The sequence below is a fragment of the Parapedobacter sp. SGR-10 genome, from assembly GCF_011030405.1.
GTDB lineage: Bacteria > Bacteroidota > Bacteroidia > Sphingobacteriales > Sphingobacteriaceae > Sphingobacterium.
Genome location: NZ_JAAJTJ010000002.1, coordinates 341,768 through 364,973 on the forward strand (window position 1 = coordinate 341,768; position 23,206 = coordinate 364,973).

Annotated in this window: 20 protein-coding genes; 9 read left to right on the top strand and 11 right to left on the bottom strand. The window is 43.9% G+C overall.

Annotated elements, in window-relative coordinates:
* Positions 1–67 precede the first annotated feature (67 nt).
* From G5B00_RS03650 to G5B00_RS03680, 7 genes are read right to left on the bottom strand one after another with little or no spacing between them, the layout of a single operon-like run.
* On the bottom strand, positions 68–820 hold the full coding sequence (locus G5B00_RS03650) for an SDR family NAD(P)-dependent oxidoreductase (RefSeq protein ID WP_163871885.1): 753 nt from the start codon (positions 818–820) through the stop codon (positions 68–70).
* Positions 821–831: 11 nt separating this feature from the next.
* Positions 832–2,100 carry an MFS transporter gene (locus G5B00_RS03655; protein ID WP_163871886.1) on the bottom strand — a complete coding sequence of 423 codons (1,269 nt, stop codon included), beginning with the start codon at positions 2,098–2,100 and terminating at the stop codon, positions 832–834.
* Between the two features lie 4 nt (positions 2,101–2,104).
* Positions 2,105–3,136: a right-handed parallel beta-helix repeat-containing protein gene (locus G5B00_RS03660; protein WP_163871887.1), complete on the bottom strand. Its 1,032-nt coding sequence runs from the start codon at positions 3,134–3,136 to the stop codon at positions 2,105–2,107.
* A 10-nt stretch (positions 3,137–3,146) separates the two neighbouring features.
* On the bottom strand, positions 3,147–4,001 hold the full coding sequence (locus G5B00_RS03665; protein WP_163871888.1) for an alpha/beta hydrolase: 855 nt from the start codon (positions 3,999–4,001) through the stop codon (positions 3,147–3,149).
* A gap of 4 nt (positions 4,002–4,005) precedes the next feature.
* The gene (locus tag G5B00_RS03670; RefSeq protein WP_163871889.1) at positions 4,006–4,350 is read right to left on the bottom strand and encodes a cupin domain-containing protein; all 345 of its coding nucleotides are present in this window, start codon (positions 4,348–4,350) and stop codon (positions 4,006–4,008) included.
* On the bottom strand, positions 4,347–6,500 hold the full coding sequence (locus tag G5B00_RS03675; protein ID WP_163871890.1) for a heparinase II/III family protein: 2,154 nt from the start codon (positions 6,498–6,500) through the stop codon (positions 4,347–4,349). Before G5B00_RS03675 ends, G5B00_RS03670 begins: the two co-directional genes overlap by 4 nt.
* A 22-nt stretch (positions 6,501–6,522) precedes the next feature.
* Positions 6,523–7,254, bottom strand: coding sequence for a FadR/GntR family transcriptional regulator (locus tag G5B00_RS03680; RefSeq protein ID WP_163871891.1), 732 nt, complete (start codon positions 7,252–7,254; stop codon positions 6,523–6,525).
* A gap of 505 nt (positions 7,255–7,759) precedes the next feature.
* Here G5B00_RS03680 and G5B00_RS03685 point away from each other — a divergent pair.
* From G5B00_RS03685 to G5B00_RS03695, 3 genes are all read left to right on the top strand, one after another.
* A complete protein-coding gene (locus tag G5B00_RS03685) occupies positions 7,760–8,053 on the top strand; it encodes an HU family DNA-binding protein (protein ID WP_163871892.1) in 294 nt (97 codons plus the stop codon).
* A gap of 15 nt (positions 8,054–8,068) precedes the next feature.
* Positions 8,069–8,908, top strand: a complete 840-nt coding sequence (locus G5B00_RS03690; RefSeq protein ID WP_163871893.1) for a tetratricopeptide repeat protein — start codon at positions 8,069–8,071, stop codon at positions 8,906–8,908.
* A 296-nt stretch (positions 8,909–9,204) separates the two neighbouring features.
* Positions 9,205–10,758, top strand: coding sequence for an Rne/Rng family ribonuclease (locus G5B00_RS03695; RefSeq protein WP_163871894.1), 1,554 nt, complete (start codon positions 9,205–9,207; stop codon positions 10,756–10,758).
* Positions 10,759–10,793: 35 nt separating this feature from the next.
* Here the strand turns inward: G5B00_RS03695 and G5B00_RS03700 are convergent, their stop codons facing one another.
* From G5B00_RS03700 to G5B00_RS03710, 3 genes are read right to left on the bottom strand one after another with little or no spacing between them, the layout of a single operon-like run.
* Entirely contained in the window at positions 10,794–11,387 is a 594-nt protein-coding gene (locus tag G5B00_RS03700) for a gliding motility lipoprotein GldD (protein WP_240894369.1), read from the bottom strand.
* The gene (locus G5B00_RS03705; protein WP_163871895.1) at positions 11,380–12,126 is read right to left on the bottom strand and encodes a shikimate dehydrogenase family protein; all 747 of its coding nucleotides are present in this window, start codon (positions 12,124–12,126) and stop codon (positions 11,380–11,382) included. The genes G5B00_RS03700 and G5B00_RS03705 overlap by 8 nt, the downstream gene beginning before the upstream one ends.
* The gene (locus G5B00_RS03710; protein WP_163871896.1) at positions 12,123–13,532 is read right to left on the bottom strand and encodes a tetratricopeptide repeat protein; all 1,410 of its coding nucleotides are present in this window, start codon (positions 13,530–13,532) and stop codon (positions 12,123–12,125) included. Before G5B00_RS03710 ends, G5B00_RS03705 begins: the two co-directional genes overlap by 4 nt.
* 259 nt (positions 13,533–13,791) lie before the next feature.
* Between G5B00_RS03710 and G5B00_RS03715 the strand changes: the two genes are divergently transcribed.
* Complete coding sequence (locus G5B00_RS03715; RefSeq protein ID WP_163871897.1) at positions 13,792–14,070, top strand: NifU family protein; 279 nt, start codon at positions 13,792–13,794, stop codon at positions 14,068–14,070.
* A 115-nt stretch (positions 14,071–14,185) separates the two neighbouring features.
* Positions 14,186–14,788, top strand: coding sequence for a carboxypeptidase-like regulatory domain-containing protein (locus tag G5B00_RS03720; RefSeq protein ID WP_163871898.1), 603 nt, complete (start codon positions 14,186–14,188; stop codon positions 14,786–14,788).
* Positions 14,789–14,806: 18 nt separating this feature from the next.
* Here the strand turns inward: G5B00_RS03720 and G5B00_RS03725 are convergent, their stop codons facing one another.
* Positions 14,807–15,199 carry a RidA family protein gene (locus G5B00_RS03725; RefSeq protein WP_163871899.1) on the bottom strand — a complete coding sequence of 131 codons (393 nt, stop codon included), beginning with the start codon at positions 15,197–15,199 and terminating at the stop codon, positions 14,807–14,809.
* Positions 15,200–15,482: 283 nt separating this feature from the next.
* Between G5B00_RS03725 and G5B00_RS03730 the strand changes: the two genes are divergently transcribed.
* From G5B00_RS03730 to G5B00_RS03745, 4 genes are all read left to right on the top strand, one after another.
* Positions 15,483–17,036, top strand: a complete 1,554-nt coding sequence (locus G5B00_RS03730; protein ID WP_317168826.1) for a glycoside hydrolase family 10 protein — start codon at positions 15,483–15,485, stop codon at positions 17,034–17,036.
* Between the two features lie 192 nt (positions 17,037–17,228).
* Positions 17,229–18,491, top strand: coding sequence for an exo-beta-N-acetylmuramidase NamZ domain-containing protein (locus G5B00_RS03735; RefSeq protein ID WP_163871901.1), 1,263 nt, complete (start codon positions 17,229–17,231; stop codon positions 18,489–18,491).
* A 150-nt stretch (positions 18,492–18,641) separates the two neighbouring features.
* Complete coding sequence (locus tag G5B00_RS03740; RefSeq protein ID WP_163871902.1) at positions 18,642–21,659, top strand: SusC/RagA family TonB-linked outer membrane protein; 3,018 nt, start codon at positions 18,642–18,644, stop codon at positions 21,657–21,659.
* Positions 21,660–21,664: 5 nt separating this feature from the next.
* Positions 21,665–23,206, top strand: a complete 1,542-nt coding sequence (locus tag G5B00_RS03745; RefSeq protein WP_163871903.1) for a SusD/RagB family nutrient-binding outer membrane lipoprotein — start codon at positions 21,665–21,667, stop codon at positions 23,204–23,206.

Consider the following 23,206-nt stretch of genomic DNA (forward strand, 5'->3'; position numbering starts at 1 on the left):
TTTGGTTTATAATATTTAGATAGCAAATGGACGTTGGTTAGGTGTCCATTTGCTGTTTTTTTCTGTATTATGAAAAACTCAATCCTCCGTTGATATCTACATTTGTACCGGTGACGAAGCTAGCTTCGTCGGATGCCAAATATACTACCAGATCGGCCACTTCCTTTGCCTGCCCTTCACGCCGCAGTGGAGTGGCATTTGCCGTATTGGTACGTGCTTCGGGTTTGGTAAATGTATCGTGGAATGTGGTGGCGATCATGCCGGGAGCAACGGCATTGACACGGATACCTTTGGGACCGAGCTCTTTGGCCAAAGCACGTGTATATGTCATCAACGCTCCTTTGGAGGTCGCATAAGCTGATGCACCTGCTCCACCGCCGTCACGTCCAGCCAAGGAAGACAAATTGACGATGGCTCCTCCTTGAGGCATATAAGGCAGTGTGTTTTTTACAGCCAAAAACACACTGGTGAGATTGAGATCAAGGACATAATGCCAAAAGTCTTCGTCCATTTCTTCCGTTGTTTTGCGTGCGACAAGGCCTCCGGCTACATTGACCAATACATCAATCTGCGAACCGTATTGGTTGACAGCAGATTGTACGAGGTTTTCGATATCTTCCCGTTTGGTCATATCGCCCTTCACGGCGATGGCTTCGCCTCCGGCTTCTTTGATCAATCGCAGGGTCTCTTTGGCGTTGTCTTCATTTCCAAAATAATTGACAACGACTTTGGCACCTTCTCGCGCCAATTTAAGAGATACTTCTCTGCCGATATCTCTTGCTCCTCCTGTTACGATTGCGACTTTGTTTTTAAGTTTCATGGTATAAAATTTTATTTTTTTGAGTAAATGTATTTGATGCTGATCCAGGATAGCGGTACCAGGATGGCCGCTAAGGCAAAAAAGGATATATAGCTTGTCTGCGTAATGATGGGTACGATCCAAGTGGTGATCAGCGTGCCGAGTACAGCTGCTGTACCTCCCATTCCGGAGACTGTGCCGACATTTTTTCCGTGGAAATAATCACTAGGCAGGGTCTGTATATTGTTTATTAAAAACTGAAAACCGAATAGTGTCATCCCGATCAGGCACATAGCTAGCGTAGGTGTATCTTTGAGCGCGTCCAAGCGCAGCAGGATAATGATCAACGATACGATCATCAGAATGGACCCTATGGTGACGGCTTCTTTTCGGGCCTGTACAGCCGGTATCTGCTGACGGATGCGGTAAGAAGAGTAATAGCCCCCTGCCAACGATCCCAAAGCAGCAAATAGATAAGGCACCCAAGCGAAGGCTCCGATCTGCTTGATGTCGAAGTGGAACTGTTCTTTGAGAAAAGTAGGAAGCCAGGTTACGAAGAGCCACCATACCGGATCAATAAAAAACCGGGAAAGAATAATACCCCAAGTATTTTTGATTTTCAAAAGTTCTTTCCAATGTAAGGGCTCTGCGGCAGCGGTCACCGTATGAGGGTCTTGCTGCATGATATGCTGTTTTTCTTCCTCAGTAATGAAAGGGTGATTTTGTGGGATGTTACGGTTGAAGTATAACCAAGGTATAAGCCATATCAGTCCCAGAAAACCAATCAGTACAAATGTGGCTTTCCATCCAAAAGCGATGTACAGCAGGACGATGACCGGTGCGGAGACGACCGACCCCAGACTTGCCCCGGCACCAAAAATCCCCTGTGCTATAGCCCTTTCTTTGGGAGGAAACCACTCGGCATTGTTCTTGGTCGCCCCGGGCCAGTTGCCCGCTTCGAAGAACCCTAAGAAAAGCCGGAAAATACTAAAACTGAGAATCGTTTTTGCAAAGGCATGCAGGGCTATGGAAAGGCTCCACCCAAGGATAGATACCGTCATTCCCAAACGTGTGCCGATGGCATCCATCATTTTTCCGGTGACGGTCTGGCCGATGGCATAGGCAATCATGAAAAAAGTCGTAATCGCCGCCAACGCATTCTTCGAATCGGCTACGTCAATGCCAAAGTCCTCGTGGATATAGGGCCAAAGGATGTTGATTGCACTCCTGTCAATGTAATTGATGACGGTAGCGATCGCGATCAATGTGATGATATACCATCTTAAACCTTTAATCTTCATTGTTTCATTTATTTGTTACCGCAATGTTGGTCAGCCCTTTTTGGGCTCCTTTCTGCGTATTGGTGTTATAGACTATATTTCCTACGGCCTCGCCTTTGCTACTTTTCAACCGGATGTTGATCGCATGACCTGCGGCATTGACCTCTAGCTGATTGTCGGTGAATACATTGTGGCTGCCCCATCCTTCATAAGCACAGTTGACTTGTATTCCATCGAGAAAATTTACATTCGAACCATCGTGAAAGCCTTTATTGTGCTCTATCCGGTAGGTATTTCCCTTGACGTCCAGCCAACTGTCCGCACTGTTTTCACCGGAGATACCCGTCGCATAAAATTCGTTGTGTGCGATCAGGCCATTAGAAGTACCTTCTTTGATGTCGATGCATTCGGCTGTGATGTTTGGGCCGATTGTGTTATGCACCACGGTATTGGCATCAGAGGCATCGGGCTTGCCGTCCGTGTATTTAGCCCAATTGCTGTTTGCGGTTCCGATGTATACGCCTTCGCCGTAACCGGGCCTTTTGAGGCCGGTATCGGAAATCGTGCAATGCTGTATTAGATTGTTGCTGCTGAACTTGCGCAGGTGTAGTCCTTCTTCGCCAACCTGCCGTATGATCAAGCCTTCAAATACATTGAAAGAGGATCCATCCGCCATCAATCCTTTGAGGCCGTTTTGTAGGGCCATGTTCTTGATTTTACAGTAATCTGCCTGTAGGTGAAATACATATCCTGTCTGCGTACTGCCCGCATCTAGAATGGTTTGATCGCCGCTTCCGGTGATGACTATCGGTTTTTTCGTTGTCCCACTTTTTGCCAATACAAATTTACCTTCATATGTGCCGGGAGCCAAAACGATGGAATCACCGGGTTGAGCTTCTGCCAATGCTTTTTTCAATTGAGATACATTCTGTACCTGTACCAAGGTGTACTTGACAGGCTCGTCCTCCGCCGATGGCACAGCAGTATCGGGAGCAAGAGAGGCTGCCTTGCAGGAAATCGCTGAAATCAGCAGAATCAAAAATGCAGGTAGTTTCATAAATGTCGTGTTAGATGATGTTTAGCTTTTTGATGAACTGGATGATCCTTTTACTGATCTCGTTGTTTTCTTCTTTTGGGAATTTGCCATGCAGCCCATCCTTAACGATATACATTTCATTGTACACTTTGGCCTTGTCGAGCTTTCTTTTCAGTTCGTATGACATTTCGATAGATACGGTAGGATCTGCGGTTCCGTGTACGATGAAAACCGGCGGATTATCCTTGTGTACATAGGTGATCGGCGACACTGTATTCATAAATGTGTGGTCCCCAAAGTTGTCGCCGAGCCATTGGTTCAGGGATCTGCTCTTCCAGTCTTTGATGATGCTGATGCCGTACTTGTCAATGATGGCTGCTACACGCATATCTTCCACGGGGAGACAGTTTTTGTCAAATCTCTTGTCATTCCCCAACAGGCCACCCATCAAGGCCAGATGTCCGCCTGCGGAGCCACCCATCACAATGACTTTGTCGGGATCGATATTGAGTTCCTTTGCGTGGTATTTTACATACGCAATGACAGCCCGGACATCTTCTATGGCCGCAGGAGCCGGTGCTATTTGCGAAAGTCGATAACCCATATTTGCCACGGCAATACCGTTCTTAAACCAGGAGCCAAAACCTTTCTGGGTTTCCTTGTTACCCTTGTTCCATCCTCCGCCATGTATGTTGATGACGATAGGTGTAGGTGTACCCGGGTCGGGATGGTAGTAAATGTCCACGAGCCCAGTCCAGTCGTCGACCTTGGCGTATTCTACATTGAGTTTCTTTGTAAAATCTTTTGGATAGACTACAGTGTCAGTTTGCGCAGTGGCGAGTCCATAGGATAGACAACCCAATACAATGTATATCAATTTTTTCATCACCTTATTTTTTAGGTAAAAAATCTTCCCGCAAGGGTGAAAAGACATCGATCAACATGCCCGCTTCCAGACATATACATCCGTGTACAGCGTGTGGAGGTACGTAGTACCCATCTCCTTTGGAAATAATCTGGTCTACACCGTCAATGGTCATTTTGAATTTTCCACTTTCTACGTACGTGACCTGCGCATGAAAATGACTGTGCAGTTCGCCGACTGCGCCTGTTTCAAAATCGGCTTTTACTAGCATAATGGTCTCATCGTATCCGTAGACTTGGCGTTTTATGCCATTGCCCAGATCTTCCCAAGGCGTACGCTCACTGAATTGAAAATTTTCACTTTTTATCATGGTTCTATAGTTTTTACGTTAGTGATTTCATTGTCTGTTATTGCTATGGAGAAGCCATAGTGTTTGTCCGCTACATCGAAACGGAGCTGTATATCATGTGCTGATGGCATGACCATCTTAAAGTTACTGACCATAGGATTGGCGTTCGTGATGGTTTCGTCGGTAGGATTGATATCGCCATAGGTTTCGAGCAGTTGGGCGAATACGGCACGGTTGGTGTTTTTTTGCCTTAATATAAACCCTCTTGTGGGCAGTAGGTTGAGATTGGGGTCGTTTGCTCCTAGATGCACGTGATGGAGCGAAGTCTCCGGGCTATTGTTTGCAAAATGAATCTTGTAAAATTTGTAATTCGTCAAAAGGGTGAGGTAATTATCCTTTTGCTGAAGGGTATAGCTACCGTCTAACCAAAGGTGCTCATATCCGTTTTTGGTGCCAAATGTGTGCAATGTCTGTGCTGCGGCCAGATCTTTTTGGGATTGATCTACTACCTGTCCAAGATAATAGTAAGGGAGATCAATGCTCGCCATTTTAGTGTTGCCATGTGCCATACTGATGTCCAGGATAAGTGGTTTTTCTAGTCCTTCAATTTTTAAGGTGATCAATGCTCTTGACAAGCTTGTCTGTGGATAGGCATTCTTGTCCGAAGCAATGGTATATGTGATAGTTCCCTGTTCCTTGAGCTTGATCATGGAAGGGGTATACTCTTCGGCAGCGCTGACCTTTGCATTGAACTGTGAGGCTTCGCTGATGACGAGGGTATTATGCGCGATAGTCTGTTTGGCCCAGGAGTTGTTTTCTTTCAAATAGTGCCCGCCGGATTTAGTTTCGATGTTCAGAAAACGTGCTGCCCCATAGTCGGGGAATATTTCTGTGCCATTGTCATATAATAGGAAGCTGAGGCGGTCGAAGTGTCCGTGTCCCATGCCGTGTGTAGTATTTTTCAGTACCAAGGCTTGTTGCGTATCTTCTGCGCCGTGGCGAAGGATAGCTATACCTCCTTTTTTACCATCTTTGCCATCGTGTATCAATGTTGTTTTGTAGTCAAAGGGTTGTGATTTTCCAAGATAAATGTCTTCTGCGACCTGTAGGCCAGCATCTGAAAGGGTAACTTTCCCTTGTTTTTGTGCCATGCCCAAGAGTGTAGGAGAGGGACTGATGTCTCCATAGATGATATTGTTGGCTAGGATCAGCTCGTTGCTTTTGATAGATTTGTCCTTGATGGCGTCATTGAGCGGGAACAACAGGCCGTTTGTATAGCTGGTCTGAAATACGGTTTCGATAGCCTTGGCCAGAAGTTTGTCCCTGTATTCGAAGATCTTTAGTTCCGGTCTGTAGTTGTGCAGCGCCTTTGCAAACAAGACAAAGGGGAGCAATGCGTATCTTTGATAATAAGGGCCTTCAGCATAATATCCATCGGGTGAAAACAATTCGTCCATTTGCTTCAGAAAGCCGGTATTTTTGTCTAATGCACTACCATAAATTGATTTGTCCACCCATTCCTTTTTGCCCAATACCAATCCCGTAAGCCCTACGGCGGCAATGCTCCAAGTCCCATGGTTATGGATTTTGTCGAATACGTCTTTGTGATTGACCATCAGATAATCGACCATCGGTACAAAGAGGTTGTTTTCGATATGTTTTCTTTCTTGGTCGGATAGTTCGGATACGATCAGATCGTATGCTTGGATGGCATGCACTAACCATACACAATCATTGAGGTTTTGCCAAAAAATACGCCCACTTGGATGATTCTCTTTTCGTTTAGGATGCTCGGGCCAATTCTTGTAGCTTTGAGCATACGCCAAAAATATTTCTTTGCACCTTTTAAGATATTTCTGCTCTAGTGTGATCTGATAACAGATAGCACTATTGAGCAGCAACTGGTAATTTTTCTTGTGTAGCTCGTGGGTATAGCCACCGCCTGCATCTTGGGGCGTAGGTACGGACACTGTGCCCTGCAATTCGAGATCGACAAAGTTTTTTATCTCCAAGAAACTGGTTTTCAATAGTGGTAGCTGTTCCACTCCACTACGCAGTTTGGGTAGCTTTGGCTGTGTAATCAGCAAGCTAGGGTGATCCTGTGCAAAGATGGTGAGCGGGAAAATAAAGGCAAAAAATACCCTTACCACATATTTTATGTAGTTTCTCATAATGAATTGAGCTATTAAAAAGTTAAATTATCTGTCTATTTTTTAGTTCACGTTGGCTAAGTTCCCAAATTGCGTTTAAATGTATTTTCATAGCTTCTTCGGCAAGATTTGCATCTTGCTTTTCGATAGCTTCGTATATAGCTCTGTGTTGATCGATGGCATCGAAAACCTGATTTTCGCCGCATACTTTTTTTTCTGTGATGTGTTTAACCAAATCCGGTATCAAATGCAGAAGCATGGAGGAGAGGACCGTATTTTGAGATGCTTGTGCAATTTTAGTATGGAAAAGCATGTCTTCCTCTACACTGGACTGGTTGTTGTTGGTCTTGATTTCAAAAGTAAGCATCGTGTCTTTCAAGATTTTTAAATCTTCTTCTGATCTCCGCTGAGCCGCTAATTGTACCGCGTTGAGCTCCAAGTGATAACGGGCTTCGATCAAGGCATAGAAATCGTCTTTACTAAAGTTGATTAAGTCACCGATCATGCTATCGATAATATTGATACTCAGACCGGCTACATAAGTGCCACTTTGCGGGTTGGTCTTCAATAGTCCGTAAAACTGGAGTTTGAGGATAGCTTCTCTTACATAGCTCCGACCTGTCTGGAATCTTTCACTCAATATACGCTCAGACGGAAGACGATCTCCCGGTTTTAGCTGTCCGGAAACAATCAGGTTCCGGATCTGATGGATAATGATGTCCACAGGCGACTGGATCTGTATAGCCGAAATGTTGTCAATGATAGTTGTGCTCATATTAAAACTTTAACATACCGTTTAAATTGGTCAACCAAAAATTGGTTAACCAAAATTAGGAATAAAAAATTCAAATCCAAAAAAAATATAAAATAATCTATTCGAGATCAAGAAACCTAGGTGTGAAAGCTATAGGAGTAATGATTTAAGCAATATATTAATAGAAAATGTGAAATATTTCTATTAATATAGAGGCCGATTTTTACACTACAATACATGCTTTGGATAGGATTTTGGAATGATGCTTTCGGGACTATACTACTGTTTCGAACGGTTAGGTTGTGACGCGAAATAAAATTAAAGATTTGAAAATCAGTAAAATAATGCTAGATTTGCCGTCACGTTTTGAGTAGGGGGAAGGCGGTTTATGGAGGTAACGTTTTGAAAATGAAAAAAATATGGGGTATTAATATTTAAAATATTTTAAAACCTCATTTTAAAACGGTAATTTTGCGTCCCGAAATGTTGGGAAGGGAAGAAATTAAATAATACAGTATAAATAGATATGACTAAAGCAGAAATTATTGCAGAGATCTCTAACAAGACAGGATTAGAGAAGGTAGATGTCCAGGAGACCGTAGAGGCATTCTTCAAGGTGGTTAAAAATGCAATGATCCAGGGAGAAAATGTTTATGTAAGAGGTTTCGGAAGTTTTGTAGTAAAAAAGAGAGCTGAGAAAACAGCCCGTAACATTTCCAAGAATACGGCTATTATCATTCCTGAGCATTATGTACCAAGCTTCAAGCCTGCAAAAGTTTTTGTGGAAAAGGTAAAGTCAGGTAACAAAGTAAAAAAATAATCCCAATATCTTCAGATGAAAACCAAACAAATCCTTGTCGTCGTGTTGGCAGTAGCCTTGATGGGTGTATTGCTGATGCAGCCGATCAAGGGTTTGGTGGATAAAGACAAAGGTGCCTCAACGGAGACGACCGAAGAGGTTTCCTCTCCTTACAACCTGCAGACGGTATCGGAGATGTCCAAGCAGAGCATAAACGCAACCATCGCACAGGAAATCACGGCTATCGAGAAACAGATTGAACAGGTAGAAGGCGAAGGGAAAGTTAGTCTATTACAACAATTGGCAGACAAATGGGATGATGTAGCCAAAGCGATCCCGCAAGGGTTTGTATATGAAGAAATGGCTCGTCTCTCGCCTACTGTCGGCTATTGGGTGAAGTCGGGAGATGCCTATCGAGAGGGATATACCAATCTACAAGACACGGCAATGGTTTCTGCTCTTAACCAACGTGCTATTGCAGCTTATGAACAGGCGCTTGCATTGGATGATAAAAATCTGTCGGCCAAGACCGGGCTTGGATCAGCGTTGGTGACAGGCACAAATAACCCCATGCAAGGCATCGCTTTGCTACGTGAGGTTGTAGAAGAAGATCCCAAAAATGTAGAGGCCAATAAGGCGTTGGGCCTGTTTTCGTTGCAGTCCCAACAATTTGATAAAGCCATTGACCGTTTCAAAACGGTCGTTGAACAAAAACCCGATGCCGAGTCTTATTTTTATTTGGCTACAGGGTATGAAAAAATTGGGTTGAAGAACGAAGCTATCGCTGCTTATCAAAAAAGCAAGGAAATGGCTGCCGATCCAACCCTTTCTCAATACATCGATCGTCAGATCGAAGCATTGAGCCAAAGTAATTAACAAAATTATTCACATTAAAAACATTAAGCTATGCCAAGCGGAAAGAAAAGAAAAAGACACAAAATGGCTACTCACAAACGTAAGAAACGTTTGAGAAAAAACAGACACAAGAAGAAATAACTTTGTATAGTCTTTAGAGGGCGAGTATGTTCTCATCCAAAGGCTATCCGCAACCTATGATTTCAATTCGTTGTTTTATCATAGGTTGTTTTGCATTGCAATAAAGTTTTTTCACAAGTTTTATGTTTCATTTGGGAAAGGGTACGCGAGGTGCCTTCCCACAATTTTAGTAGCTGTTGGTAAAGGAATTAATTATCGATTCAACCCCTGAAAACGGGGTGACTATTGCTTTACTACAGGATAAACAATTAGTAGAACTTAATAAGGAAAAGGTCGGCAATAATTTTTCCGTCGGAGATATCTATCTGGGGCGTATCAAAAAAATTATGCCGGGTTTGAATGCCGCTTTTGTCGACGTTGGTTACGACAAGGATGCTTTTTTGCATTATCTGGATCTAGGTCCTCAGGTACATTCCTTATTAAAATTGACCCGTGTAGTAAAGAATGGCAGCTATCAAGAGAAGCTGCTCAGTAGTTTGAAGCTTGAAAAGGATATCGATAAGGCAGGTAAGATTTCGGAAGTATTGAACCGGAATATGCTTTTACCCGTACAGATCGCAAAAGAACCTATTTCGACAAAAGGTCCGCGCTTGAGTTCGGATCTGTCCATTGCAGGACGTTTTGTCGTGTTGGTGCCTTTTTCAAGTTCTGTTTCCATTTCCAAAAAAATCAAAAGCAGCGCGGAACGTACACGTCTCAAGAAGATTGTAGAGAGTATCAAACCTGCAAACTTTGGTGTGATTATCCGTACGGTGTCCGAGGGCAAGGGAGTAGAAGAAATGCAAAAAGATCTACTCGATTTGATTTCGAAATGGGAACTGTTTACCAAGCGCCTTAAAAATGCCGAACCTCCGCAAAAGGTGTTGGGTGAGATGGATAGAGCTTCTACCATCCTGCGTGATATCCTGACGGACGAGTTTACACATATATATGTCAACGATCCTGTCATCTATGAAGAGACAAAATCATACGTACAGGAGATATCGCCAGAACTGGAAAAAATAGTCAAGCTCTATAAACATAAGGAGCCTATTTTTGATCATTTTGGCATTGAAAAGCAGATTAAGGCGTCTTTTGGTAAAACAGTCAATTTACAAGGTGGAGCCTATTTGGTCATTGAGCATACCGAGGCTTTGCATGTCATCGACGTGAATAGCGGCAACCGTATCGCAAGCAAGGAAAACCAAGAGGATAATGCCCTTTTGGTCAACAAGGAAGCAGCACGGGAAATTGCCAGACAATTGCGTTTGCGTGATATGGGCGGTATAGTCGTTGTGGACTTTATCGATATGCACAAGGCAACAAATAGGAAGGATCTTTATACGTACCTCAAGGAATGTATGAAGGAGGATCGGGCACGCCATACGATACTCCCGCCAAGCAAATTTGGCCTTGTACAGATCACGCGCCAACGGGTAAGACCGGAGATGAGCGTCGTGACGAATGAAAAATGTCCTGCTTGTGATGGTACGGGAGAGATCCGTTCCAGTATTGTCCTGTTGGATGACATTGAAAACAATTTGAGTTTTATCCTGGAGGAGCAAAATGAAAAAGGTGTAACCTTGTGTGTGCACCCTTATATTGAGGTATATATCAAGTCCGGCTTGATCTCCAAAAGGTTGAAATGGTTTTTCAAGTATGGAAAGTGGATCAAGGTCAAGGCCGTGCCGTCTTATTTTCTGACGGAGTTTCATTTTTTCAACGCGAAGGACGAAGAAATAAAATTATAAAAAAGGCCTCGGGCATATGCCCGAGGCCTTTTTTCTTACCTCCATCTAAAGGTATGGATCAAATGCCGGATATCTTCTTTTAAGAATTCCAATACAGGCTGTATGGAGTCTAGGTTTGGCTTTTCATTGAAATACAGTGCACCTCTCAAATAGTTTGTCGTACTATCCGAAAGATAAAACTGAAAATTGGAAGCCGTATTGCCTTTGATGCTGTACTCGATGCCATAGACTTTTTGTGCTGGGTACGATACATGCGTCTGGTCGATGGCGGTGGCTTTAGTGGTATGTTTGAATACAAAAGTGCGTGCATCCTCGGTAAGCTGATCGAATGAGGCCGTAGGGCTGATCCGAAAATAGCTCAGATGCAAACGGGCATTGAATTCGGGAAAATCAAGATTTTTCCAGCAGGGCCGGGCATTTCGGGAGATATCATCTTCCAGTCTACTGTATGCGGGAATATCGAATACAAAGGGACAACCATCGGTATCGGCAGATTGATACGCTTTTTGAGGAAAGATGATACGGTGATATCCCCGGGGCTTGGGGCTGTAGTCTGCATTTTGACACGCCCAAGTGAAGGCTGTCAGCACCGTCAACCCCATTGTCCAAGCTCTTCTTGCCCTACACATTGTTCCAGATCTCCCAGTTTTTTTCAGCCTGTAGCAACAGCATTTCGTAGCCATTTTTGGTTGTGGCTCCATTTTCCCTACCTTTTTGCAAAAACAAGGTCTCCTCCGGATTGTAAATCAAGTCATAGAGCAGATGGTCTTCGCCGATAAACTCATAGGGGATCTGCGGAGCTTCATCTATATTTGGAAATGTACCTACAGGAGAGCAGTTGATGATGATTTGATGGTCTCCTATGATGTCCCTGTCCAGTTCTTCGTAGGTGAGATCGCCGTTGTGTTTTGAGCGGCTTACGATCAGATAGGGTATTCCGCGTTTTTTCAATACGTACAGAATAGCTTTTGCCGCTCCTCCATTGCCCAGGACAAGGGCTTTTTTGTGTTTTTCTTGCAGTAAAGGAGCTAAGGACTCCTCAAACCCAAAAGCATCTGTATTGTATCCTTTGAGATAAGGTTTGCCACCCTTCCTTTGGATAGTGATACAGTTTACCGCTTGTATGGCGGCTGCTTCTTCAGACAGTTCGTCCACAAACTGCATGACAGCCTGCTTGTGAGGGATGGTGACATTAAAGCCATAAAACCGATCATCCTGCCCGTATAGTTGTGGAAAATCATGAATGTCTTCAATGGAGTACAGATCGTAGTCGATGCCAAGGATATGTTCTTTGTGGAACTTGTCCAGGTAATATTTCTTCGAAAATGAATGGCTCAAAGGATATCCCAATAACCCTAATTTCCTCATGTATTGTCCTTGTATTTGTTGATAATGTCTACAATAACCTGATTGCCTTGTAGTTGGGGTAGGTATTCGAACAGGATATCGTGTTTGTCGGGATCTATGGCCAAGGCCAGATCCAATGTATTCAATGCATCGTTGTATTGGCCATCGGCAAACAGGTAAGCAACCAGTCGATAGTAGAGTTCGGGTATCTCAGGATTGCATTTTATAGCTTCGGCCATAGTCTCAATGGCCTGCAAATGATTCTTTTTCTCAAAATAAATGGAAGAGAAATCCAGCCAGGCTTCTATATCTGTGGGATTGAGCTCTACAACTTTCATATAGGCTTTTTCAGCTTCTTCAAATTGGCCCAATTTGTACCGGGCGTCGGCGATGGCGAACCAATAATCCGGGTTTTCATCATCAAATTCCAACGCTTTCTTATAAAAGTGGAGTGATTCGAAATACCTTTCTTCAAAGTCCAGCGTCACACCTATGCCAAACCAAGCATCTGCCAACGTGTTGTCCAGTTTGACGGCCTTTTTGTAATAATCGCGGGCGGTGTCCATCAACTCGAGCTTTTCATAACATTCGCCTATAGCACAGTAGGTGTCGGCACTGGGTGGTTCGTACTCAAAGGTTTGTTTGTATATATCGATAGCCTCCGAATACCTATCCAAATTGACCAATGCATTTCCCTTGTTGAAATAGGCCGATGCAAAATTTTCTTTTATCAATATAGCATAATCATACGCATCGATAGCTTCTTCGTATCTCCCCAATTTATGGTAAGCATTACCTAGGTTGTACCAGGCGACGTACGAATAGGGGTCGTTGTCGATAAAGTGCTTGTAGAAAGAGATGCTCTCCTCCTGCCGCCCGATGATATCGTAGCAAAAGGCCAATTCGTAGAGGGCATCCTGATTTTCCTGATTGATTTGTAAACTTTTTTTCAGATAATGTACAGCTTTTTCGAAATCTCCTTTGACCTGGAACATATTGCCCAATTGGTAATACACATCTTCCTTGTTGTCTGCGGAATGTAGCGCTTTTTTCAGATTTTCCTCTGCATCGTCAAACCAGCCCATAGAGGAATAAATCGTGCCGCGGATCAGATAGATATCTCCTTCGGAAGGCTCCAGAAGCTCGGCCTTTTCTAAAGCTGCTAGTGCCTCGTCAAAATTTTGTATCGAAGCGTAGATCTGCGCTTGCTTGACCAGGAAAATAGTTTCAAAAGGGTGTTGGTTGATCGCAAAACCGATGACCTGCAGGGCTTTGACCGGATCGTTCTTGAGCGCGTAGTAGTCGATGATACTTTCAAATGCCGCAGCGTCAAAAAAATACTGATCATCGTTACGGATCATTTCTTCGTAACGATCTACAGATTGTTTTTGCTCTTCCGGCGAACCGAATTCGAATTCTTCTTCCATATCTAAACTATTTGTCGAGAGCCATAAAGGCGCTTCTTCGCCTTTTTCAATAACAATGTATGAAAATTAGCGCAAATTTCTGACAAAGGTATGCTTTAATTTTCCACATTTAAACATATAGGCTGTTTTGTGAGGTTGGTATGACGGTATCGTTTTCCTCAAAAATTAAGATGGGTTTGACTTGAAAAGCGACATTATTGTGTCACGATTGCAAATAAAATTGATTACCTTTACCTAGTTTAAAGTAATTGGATTGAAAATGACTATTTACGAGAGAGTAGAACAAGCCTTGGATAGCATTAGGCCTTATCTCGAAACGGATGGTGGCAATGTGAGTATTGAGGAAATCACGAACGATAATGTTGTGAAGCTGAGGCTGTTGGGCACCTGTGCTAATTGTGCAATGAGTATCATGACTTTTAAGGCCGGCTTAGAGCAGGCCATAAAGAAGGCTGTTCCCGAAATAGTATCCGTAGAGGCTTTGAATCTTACGGATATGGACGACCCTAATGCCATCACGCCCGGCCAATTGTCATGATATTGTTTCAAAAGTGATTAACACATTTTAACAGCCCATACGCAAATATTTGTTTAGTTTTGTTAAAGTGGTACGTTATCAAACATATCTGTTTTTTATTTTCCTGTGTCTTAGTGTGTGCCGGTCACATGGGCAGGAAAAGAATATTCTGCAATTCAGCGGACTGATTACTTCTACCAATAATCCCGATTTACCTGTTGCTTTCGCGACCATCAAGAATACATCTTTTAGGGACCAGACATTTATTTCGAATAATGACGGTTATTTTTCCTTTGTAGCTCATTCGGGAGATACTATATTGTTTACTAGTGTAGGTTTTGATCCATTGACCTATGTGATTCCGGAGGTTACAGGCGATAAATTTACTGCTCACATACAGATGCGCAGCCTGGTGATCGAGCTACCTGCTGTCACACCCTACCCTTGGGCCAGCTACGAAGACTACCTGGCGGACTTCATGGCGATGAAGCTGGGTGACGACCCGGTGGCGATGGCCCGGCGCAACATCAGTCCCGAGGCGATGGCGGCATTGGCACAGATTGTGCCACGCAATGCGGATGAGATACAGAGTTATCATTCCTTGCAGCGTCATACGATCCAAAGTAATCGGTATATCAATCAACGCATGAATAACCCGTTGCTGAATCCTTTTGCTTGGGGCGAGCTGATCAATCAGATACGAAGAGGCGACTTCAGTCGTGAGCGGCTTAAGTATTAAACCGCTCCATGTTTGTTGCTATTCTCCTGCTTTCCAGGCGATGACCGAAATCTCGACATTTACATTTTTTGGGAGTGTTTTGACAGCGACACACTCACGTGCAGGTTGGTTGGTCTTGAAATATTGTGCATATACTTCGTTGACTGTGCTGAAATAGTCCATGCTGCTCAAAAAGATGGAAGTTTTGACGACGTCTTCAAATCCGTATCCGGCATGTTGTAAGATCGCTTCCACGTTCTGCAGTACCTGATGCGTTTCATCTTCCACTCCGGCGCTGATCAGTTGCATGGTTTCAGGGATCAACGGGATTTGACCGGATATATAGAGCGTTTGTCCTGCCTTGATAGCTTGATTGTAAGGGCCGATGGCGGCTGGTGCTTTCTCGGTATTGAAGATTTCTTTCTTTGACATGGTATTTTATGATAAAATTATGTGTTAAATGTTGATTTTGGCTAAGCCTTTGCTAAGATACGTTGGTTGGAGGGGAATGTCAATATTTGAACAAAACTTCGTAAATATTGGCTCAAGCGTCTGCTTGCGTCTGCCATGTGCGTCAGTATACTGGCCAGAGAATTTTATATTGCAGATAACTATTTAAAACGTAGATTTGTGGCCTATGAATAGGAGATTTTTCAGTGTGTTACTGGTTTTTTGTGGAATATTGCTATTGGGTATTTCCTGTCGTTCGAAAAAAGTGAAGACAGTAGAAAAGACAGAAGTGAATAGGTCAGTGCCTAATAAATATTTGGATACGGTCAAGAAAGTACAACCTCCCATCGTACAAGAGATTGTTCCACCGGTAGTAGCTACACCGGAGCCTGTAGAGGAGACCATCGAGGTGCAGCTTCCGGCTGTCCCTCGTGAATTCCGTGCAGCTTGGATAGCTACGGTGGCGAATATCAACTGGCCTTCAAAAAATAACCTGTCTGTCGAACAGCAAAAACTGGAGGCAGTCTATCTTCTGGATCTTTTGAAGAACAATAATTTCAACGCGGTCATATTTCAAGTGCGGCCTTCGGCCGATGCGCTGTACAACAGCGTCTATGAACCTTGGTCTTATTTTTTGACGGGAGAGATTGGCCGGCGGCCGGAGCCCTATTACGATCCGTTGGAGTTTTGGGTAGAGGAGGCACATAAGAGAGGTCTGGAGCTGCATGTATGGCTCAATCCTTACCGCGCACACCATACCAATGGAGGAGCTGTGACGGCACAGTCCATGGTTCGAAGGGCTGCCGATCATGTCGTGCGATTGAAAAACGGAATGTATTGGTTTGATCCGGCTGACCAAAGAACCCAGGATCATGCATCTGCCGTAGTCAGCGATATCGTAAAAAGGTATGATATAGACGGTGTACATTTTGACGATTATTTTTATCCTTACGCTTCGTATAACGGGGGGGCAGACTTTCCGGATGACAAAACGTGGAATGCTTATAGGAGAAATGGGGGGATGCTTTCGCGGGCTGACTGGCGTCGGGATAACGTGAATAAATTTATTCAGCGGATCTATAAAGAGATAAAGACGGAGAAAAACTATGTTAAATTCGGACTAAGCCCTTTTGGTATCTGGAAACCGGGTTATCCAGCAGGTATTACAGGTTCTTCCCAATACGACGAATTGTATGCAGATGCCAGGCTTTGGCTGAATGAGGGGTGGGTAGATTACTTTACACCGCAATTGTACTGGGCTATAGATCCTCCTCGACAAAGTTTTACGGCGCTGTTGAAGTGGTGGCAGTCTGAAAATACACATAATCGACATTTGTGGCCAGGATTGAATACAGTGGCGGTAAGGACAAATGATCGGCCAACGGAAATTGTCAATCAGGTACGGGTGACCAGAGAAATACTGCCCCAGTCTGTTGGTGCGGTACATTGGAGTATAGCAGGGCTGACAAAGAGCCCGGAATTGCTAAGAAGGCTCAAAGAAGGGCCTTATGCGCAAAAAGCTTTGGTGCCAAAATCACCTTGGCTAAAAGCCAATCCTCTTCTTCAACCCACACTTTTACTGACGGACCAAAAACAAAGTGTATTTGCCAAGTGGCTACATAAGCAACCCGAACAGGTCGTGCATTGGATTTTTTATGTACGTTATGGTCAGGAATGGGAGATAGAAATTCTGGATGCACCCATTACTTCGTTTGAATTGCCCAAGGTCAAGTATGGCAAATCTCTGAATGCTGTAGCTGTGCAGGCTGTGGACAGGCTGGGTAATGAAAGTGTGTATATTGCCAAACCTATACGTTGATAATATAATAATACATGTTTAATATTTTATAGAGACGTAAGATCTTACGTCTCTACTTGGATGAAATTAAAGAATGTTTGGTTATATTTTGCGTTTTTGTGCTTTGTGTTTAAATAAAAACGCAAAATTTTATCTTTTGTTTGCATATATATGCGTTTTTTAGCGTATCTTTATACTGAAAAACCATCTATTATGATACAGACTTTCTTCAAATCAGGTTGGGAAAAAGGTTGTGTTTTCCTGCTTACGTTTACGCTTATTTCTTTTTCGTATGCTTGTCAGTCTTCTTCCAGTAGAGAAAAAAAGGTTGCGCAGGAACGGGGCACCCCTACGGACAATGACGGTCCTATTGTGCCCGGTGCAGATCGGCTTACGGCATACCTGCCGCTATTGGAAGGTAAGAAAGTAGGCTTGATGGGTAATCAAACATCGATCGTAGGAACTGATAAGGAGCATTTGGTCGATGTTTTGCTTCGAGAAAAGGTGGATATCCAATTTGCCTTTGCTCCGGAACATGGTTTTCGGGGCGAGATCGAACGCGGGGAGAAAGTGAGTAATGAGGTAGACATAAAAACAGGACTGCCGCTGTTTACCCTTTATGGAGGAAACGAAAAGCAGGATTCGATCGTGCAATCCATTGATGTCATGATCTTTGATCTACAGGATGTGGGGGCTCGGTTTTATACGTATATCACTTCGCTTCATCGTGTCATGGAGCTTTGTGCCAAACACTATAAGGAATTGATCGTACTGGACAGACCTAATCCCTGCGGTGATCAGGTGGACGGGCCGGTGCGAAAGGATGATAAATTCAAGTCCAATGTGTCTTTTCATAAGATTGCAATGGTACATGGGCTGACAGTAGGAGAATTGGCTCAAATGATCAATGGCGAAGGTTGGCTGGAGCATAGTCGGCAGTGTAAACTGACGGTTATACCGGTGGAAAACTGGGATCATTCTAAGCGCTATGAGCTTCCTATAGTACCCTCTCCGAGTCTACCTAACCACTTATCTGTGCGTCTTTATTCGTCTTTATGCTTGTTTGAGGCGACGGATTTTTCAGTTGGTCGAGGGACGGATTGGCCGTTTCAGGTGATTGGATATCCAAGCCCGGTCTTTGGTGATTTTGAATTTACTCCCGGGGAAAAAAGTGGGATGGCAAAACATGTTGAAGGGAAAGGTTCGGTCAATTATGGATTGGATTTAAGAAAATTAAATTCTGATAATCAAAAGTTTACATTAAAATATATTTTGGATTTTTACGATAAGATGCCTGATAAATCGAAGTTTTTTACGCGTCCGGAATTTTTCGATAAGCTGGCCGGAACGGACGAATTGCGTAAGCAGATTCTGGCCCGAAAGACCGAGGATGAGATTCGTGCGTCTTGGGAACAAGACTTGGCGGCCTATAAAGGGATGCGTAAAAAATATCTGCTTTATGCGGATTTTGAGTAAATAAATATTTTTTTTGCATTTTTTTGCGTTTTTCAAAACGATTGTCTACCTTAGCATTGTGGTTTTGTGAGTGGTTTGTATAAAACAGTCTAAAAACTGCATGATAAGCTGAATTATGATAGTACATTTTTAATTTCAAAAAGTTAACGTATGAAAAAAGCTTTGCAATTGCTTTTTGCCTCGTTGTTTACTTTTCATGTGGCCTTGGCTCAGGAGGTCACTGTGAAAGGTAGGGTATCTTCTGCCGAGGATGGGTCGTCCATAGCGGGCGCTTCCATTCGGATAGAGGGTACAGGTGCTGGAACTTCTTCAGGGGCAAATGGTCAGTACGAAATTCGGGCGTCGAAAGGTCAGGTTCTGGTGTTTTCGTTTGTTGGAATGGTGTCGACGACGAGAACTGTGGGAGACGAAAGCGTTATAAACGTCGTTTTGGAGTCCGATGGACAGAGCTTGGACGAGGTTGTCGTGACGGCCTTGGGCATAGAGAGGAACAGAAAGAATCTGACCTATTCTGTTCAGACGGTGTCGGGAGATGATCTGAGAGCTGCGAACCAAGGAAATATCATCAATGCACTTCAAGGTCAAGTGGCAGGTGCACAGATATCTTCGGCAGGCGGTTCGCCTGGATTGCCCACGGAAATTATTCTTCGTGGATCCACGACCTTGTCGGGTGACAACCAACCGCTGATGATAGTGGATGGTATTCGTGTCAATAACTCCTCTTCTAATTTTACGGTCAATCGTGTGGCGGATATCAACCCCGAAGATATAGAGGATATATCCATATTAAAAGGAGCAGCAGCGGCTGCACTTTATGGTATTGACGCTGCCTCGGGAGCCATTATCATTACCACGAAGAAAGGAAAGCAGGGTGTCATCCAGGTAAATGGATCGTATAAGAGCTTTATGGAGACAATGGGGCGGCTACCTCGTCAACAGGCTATATACACCACAGGCACAGGTGGTACTTACGATGAGTCGTCTGGTTCGTCCTGGGGTCGAAAGTTCCGATATGATGAGACGATATATAATAATGTAGAGCGATTTTTCCAAACAGCCTTGACGCATGACGTGAATCTGAATATCAATGGTGGAAGCGAAAATCTTCAATATTATATGTCCGGAGGTTATCGCAATGCAGGCTCTATGGTTCCGAACACTTTTCAAGACAAGCTTAGCTTCATGATGAAAGGGACTGCCAAGCTGAGTTCGAAGCTGAGTATGACGGCATCGGCCAATTATGTTCAGAATAATATACAGGAAGGTTTGGGAGGAGCCTCTGCGGGAGGTTGGATCAACAATATCTTGAGATTTCCTCTGAAATATGATATTTTACGATATGAATATCCCAATGGTGAGCCTTGGTATGCATATCTGGAGCCAGAAGACGATGGACGGAACGCCCGGATATCGCCGATGTGGGGTGTAATGCGTAACCCGCGCAACAATAATGTGGATCGATTTACAGTCAATGGATTCTTGGAATACAATCCTCTGGAGTGGTTGAGGCTGTCGTACAGGTTGGGGCAGGATTTTACGGCGTCAAAGTATAGAACGATCATAACTCCCCGAACTCCCGGAGATTTTTTCGATGGCCGTGTGGCAGAGGTCAACTCCAATTCCAAGTATATTACTTCGACCTTCAATGCAACGATCAATAAAAAACTGCATGAAGATCTTGGTTTCACACTGTTATTGGGCGCGAATAGTGACTATTTTGAGGCGAGAGGGATCAACTATACAGGAGAGGGCCTGTTGATTCCAGATATTTTTTCTCCAAACGTGGTCGATCGTACCGGCCTCACTTTTGGGGAGAGCCTTTCGCGCCGTCAGCGTTATGCTGTATATGGTGATTTGAGTGTCTCATACAAGGATATCGTCACTTTAGCCATGACAGGGCGTAACGACTGGACTTCAACTTTATCTCCACAGCATAGAAAGTATTTTTCGCCTTCTTATTCAGGAAGTCTGGCCTTTTCCGAGCTGTTTGAGGATAACGATCTTTGGTATGGAAAACTGAGGGTGAGTTATGCAAAAGTTGGGAAAGACGCACCTATTTACAAAACCAATACAAACTTAAGACAGGTTGCAACAGTAGGGGCAGGTTTTGTAGTCGATCCGACTACAGGTGGAAACCAAGATTTGAGACCCGAGCGTACTTCTGAGTTTGAGGTGGGGACAGAATTAAGTTTTTTCAAACGTCGGTTGAATATAGATCTGACCTATTATAATCGGGAGAGTATCGACATGATTTTGACCACACGGGTGCCTCCTCCTGCAGGGTATATCTTTAAGACTTTCAACTCTGGTTCATTACGTAATAAAGGTGTAGAAGCCTCGGTAAATGTCATTCCATTTAGAAATGAAAAATTTCTCTGGAGCACGACATTGAATGCCTGGAAAAATACATCCAAAATGTTGCAATTTGTGGGTGATATAGAAGTATTCCCCTATACGAATGTGCAGCTCAATGCTGGCAAAGCGGGTACGCGGTTGCATGAGCACGTGTTAGGTATTATCGGTACTGATTATAAGCGGACAGAGGAAGGGTATGTTATCGTAGGCACAGATGGTTATCCCATCGTGGATGATACGGAAAAAACGATCGGCAACAGAGAGCCTGAGTTCAATTTGGGATGGCTGAACAGATTTAACTATAAGGCTTTTAGCTTATCGTTTATGTGGGACTTCCGTTTTGGGGGAGATATTCTGAATGCCTCTCGCCAAGGGATGATGTCTACAGGTATAGCGTACGATATCGGTGAATGGCGCGATAAGGAGTTTGTGTTCAATGGCGTCGTAGCGCAGGAAGATGGTTCGTATGTCAAAAATGAAAAGCAGGTTGTATTGGACTACAGCTATTTTGCCAACAACTACTATCAAGTAGGAACCAATTTTGTGGAAAAAGTGAATTGGGCACGTATCCGATACATTACGCTAGGGTATTCTTTGCCCGATTTCATCGCCCAAAAGGTGCGTGTAAAACGGTTGGGGCTGGAGCTTTCGGCACAGAACCCATTGATTTTCACCAATTATTCGGGCGGTGACCCGGAGGTGAATAGTGCCGGACCCAATGCGGGAGGCACCGGAGCCAGTTCGATGGGAGTGGACAATGGAGCCATACCATTGCCGCGGGCATTTTCATTAGGTTTAAATATTTCATTATAGGAATTATGAAAAGATTGGTTAAGATTATATGTACACTACTAGGGATTATAGCCATTACTTCATGTAATGACTTGGACCTGAATTATAACCCGGTCCAGCCGGTGACAGCACCTTCGCCCCTACGTCTACCTGCCATTCAGGCCAATTTGGCCTATTCACTCTATTCGCAGGCTCGGTTTGCGTCGTTCCATAGTTATTACCTGACGACCAGAACAGGGAATAGCAATGCACAGACAGATACCTGGAATTATAATAATATCACCCGTATGGGAGCGTGGCGTTGGCATTATTTTGATGTAAGTGCCAACATAGCCTCCAAAGATGGAATATTGATAAGAGCCGAACAGGATGGGGACAATAACTATACGGGAGTCGGAAAGATATTGCTGGCTTTTAGTTTCCTGACCGCGACAGATGTGTTCGGAGATATGCCATTTTCCGAAGCTTTTACAGATATCATGAATCCTGTGTATGACTCGCAAGAGACGGTATATCAAGGAGTCGAAAGACTGCTGGACGAGGGGATCAACGAGCTCAGAAATGTGAACCCTACTGCACGGAGTATGAACGCTTCCTCGGATTTGATATATGCGGGAGATTACAATAAATGGATATCTTTTGCGGAGGCTGTCAGGGCCCGGTTGAAATTGCATACAGCCAGTTTTACAGCCAATGGATATACAGATTTGTTGGCCTCTGTCAATACCGCTTTGGCTGGTTTTGAAGATGCGATGTTTAGATATCCCGAAGAATCCTCTTCATTGTGGGAGAAAAATCTATGGGGAGAGACGAGGCCCAATCCGGAATGGCAGTTTGCGGATATCCGCAACGACTTGGCCAACACGTTGCCAACCGACGTACTGATGAATGCACTGACTGTGGACGAAGCTACGAATACTTTCGATCCGAGACTGTACAAATTGACTACTCCCGGAGCGAACAACAAATATCTGGGAGCTCAAATGTCAGTAGGCTTGCATTCTTCAAATACAAATCTGCCAAGTGGTACGACATATCAGGATTTTGCTAACCTCTACAACGGCTACTGGACAGCGGATAACTCCCCTTATCCATACATGATCAAAGAAGAATTGTACTTTATGAAAGCCGAAGCGTTGTTCTATCTGGAACGATATGGAGAGGCTTTGATTGCTTACCAACAAGGAATTGAACACAATTGCCAAAGATTGGGTGTCGAGCCGGGATTGATTACCAACTTTATGGGATCAGCCAAAGTTGTCCAATCCGCTGAAAATCTAAAAATATCTGATATCATGATGCAAAAATGGCTGGCTTTGTATCTCCAGGCCGAGACGTGGGTAGATATGCGTCGCTATGGATATGGTACACACGCTTATCCGGACCTGTATTATCCTCGATTTGCATTGGCCGAATGGGGAGGACGGTATATCCAACGGTTTATATACGATCCGCAGACGGAATATGTGTATAATCCAAAAGAGATTGCGCGCCTTGGTGCAGGAGCTAGAGATTGGGCATTCAAAGAAGTTTGGTGGGCCGAAAAATCGACGTTGAAAAACCCTTAA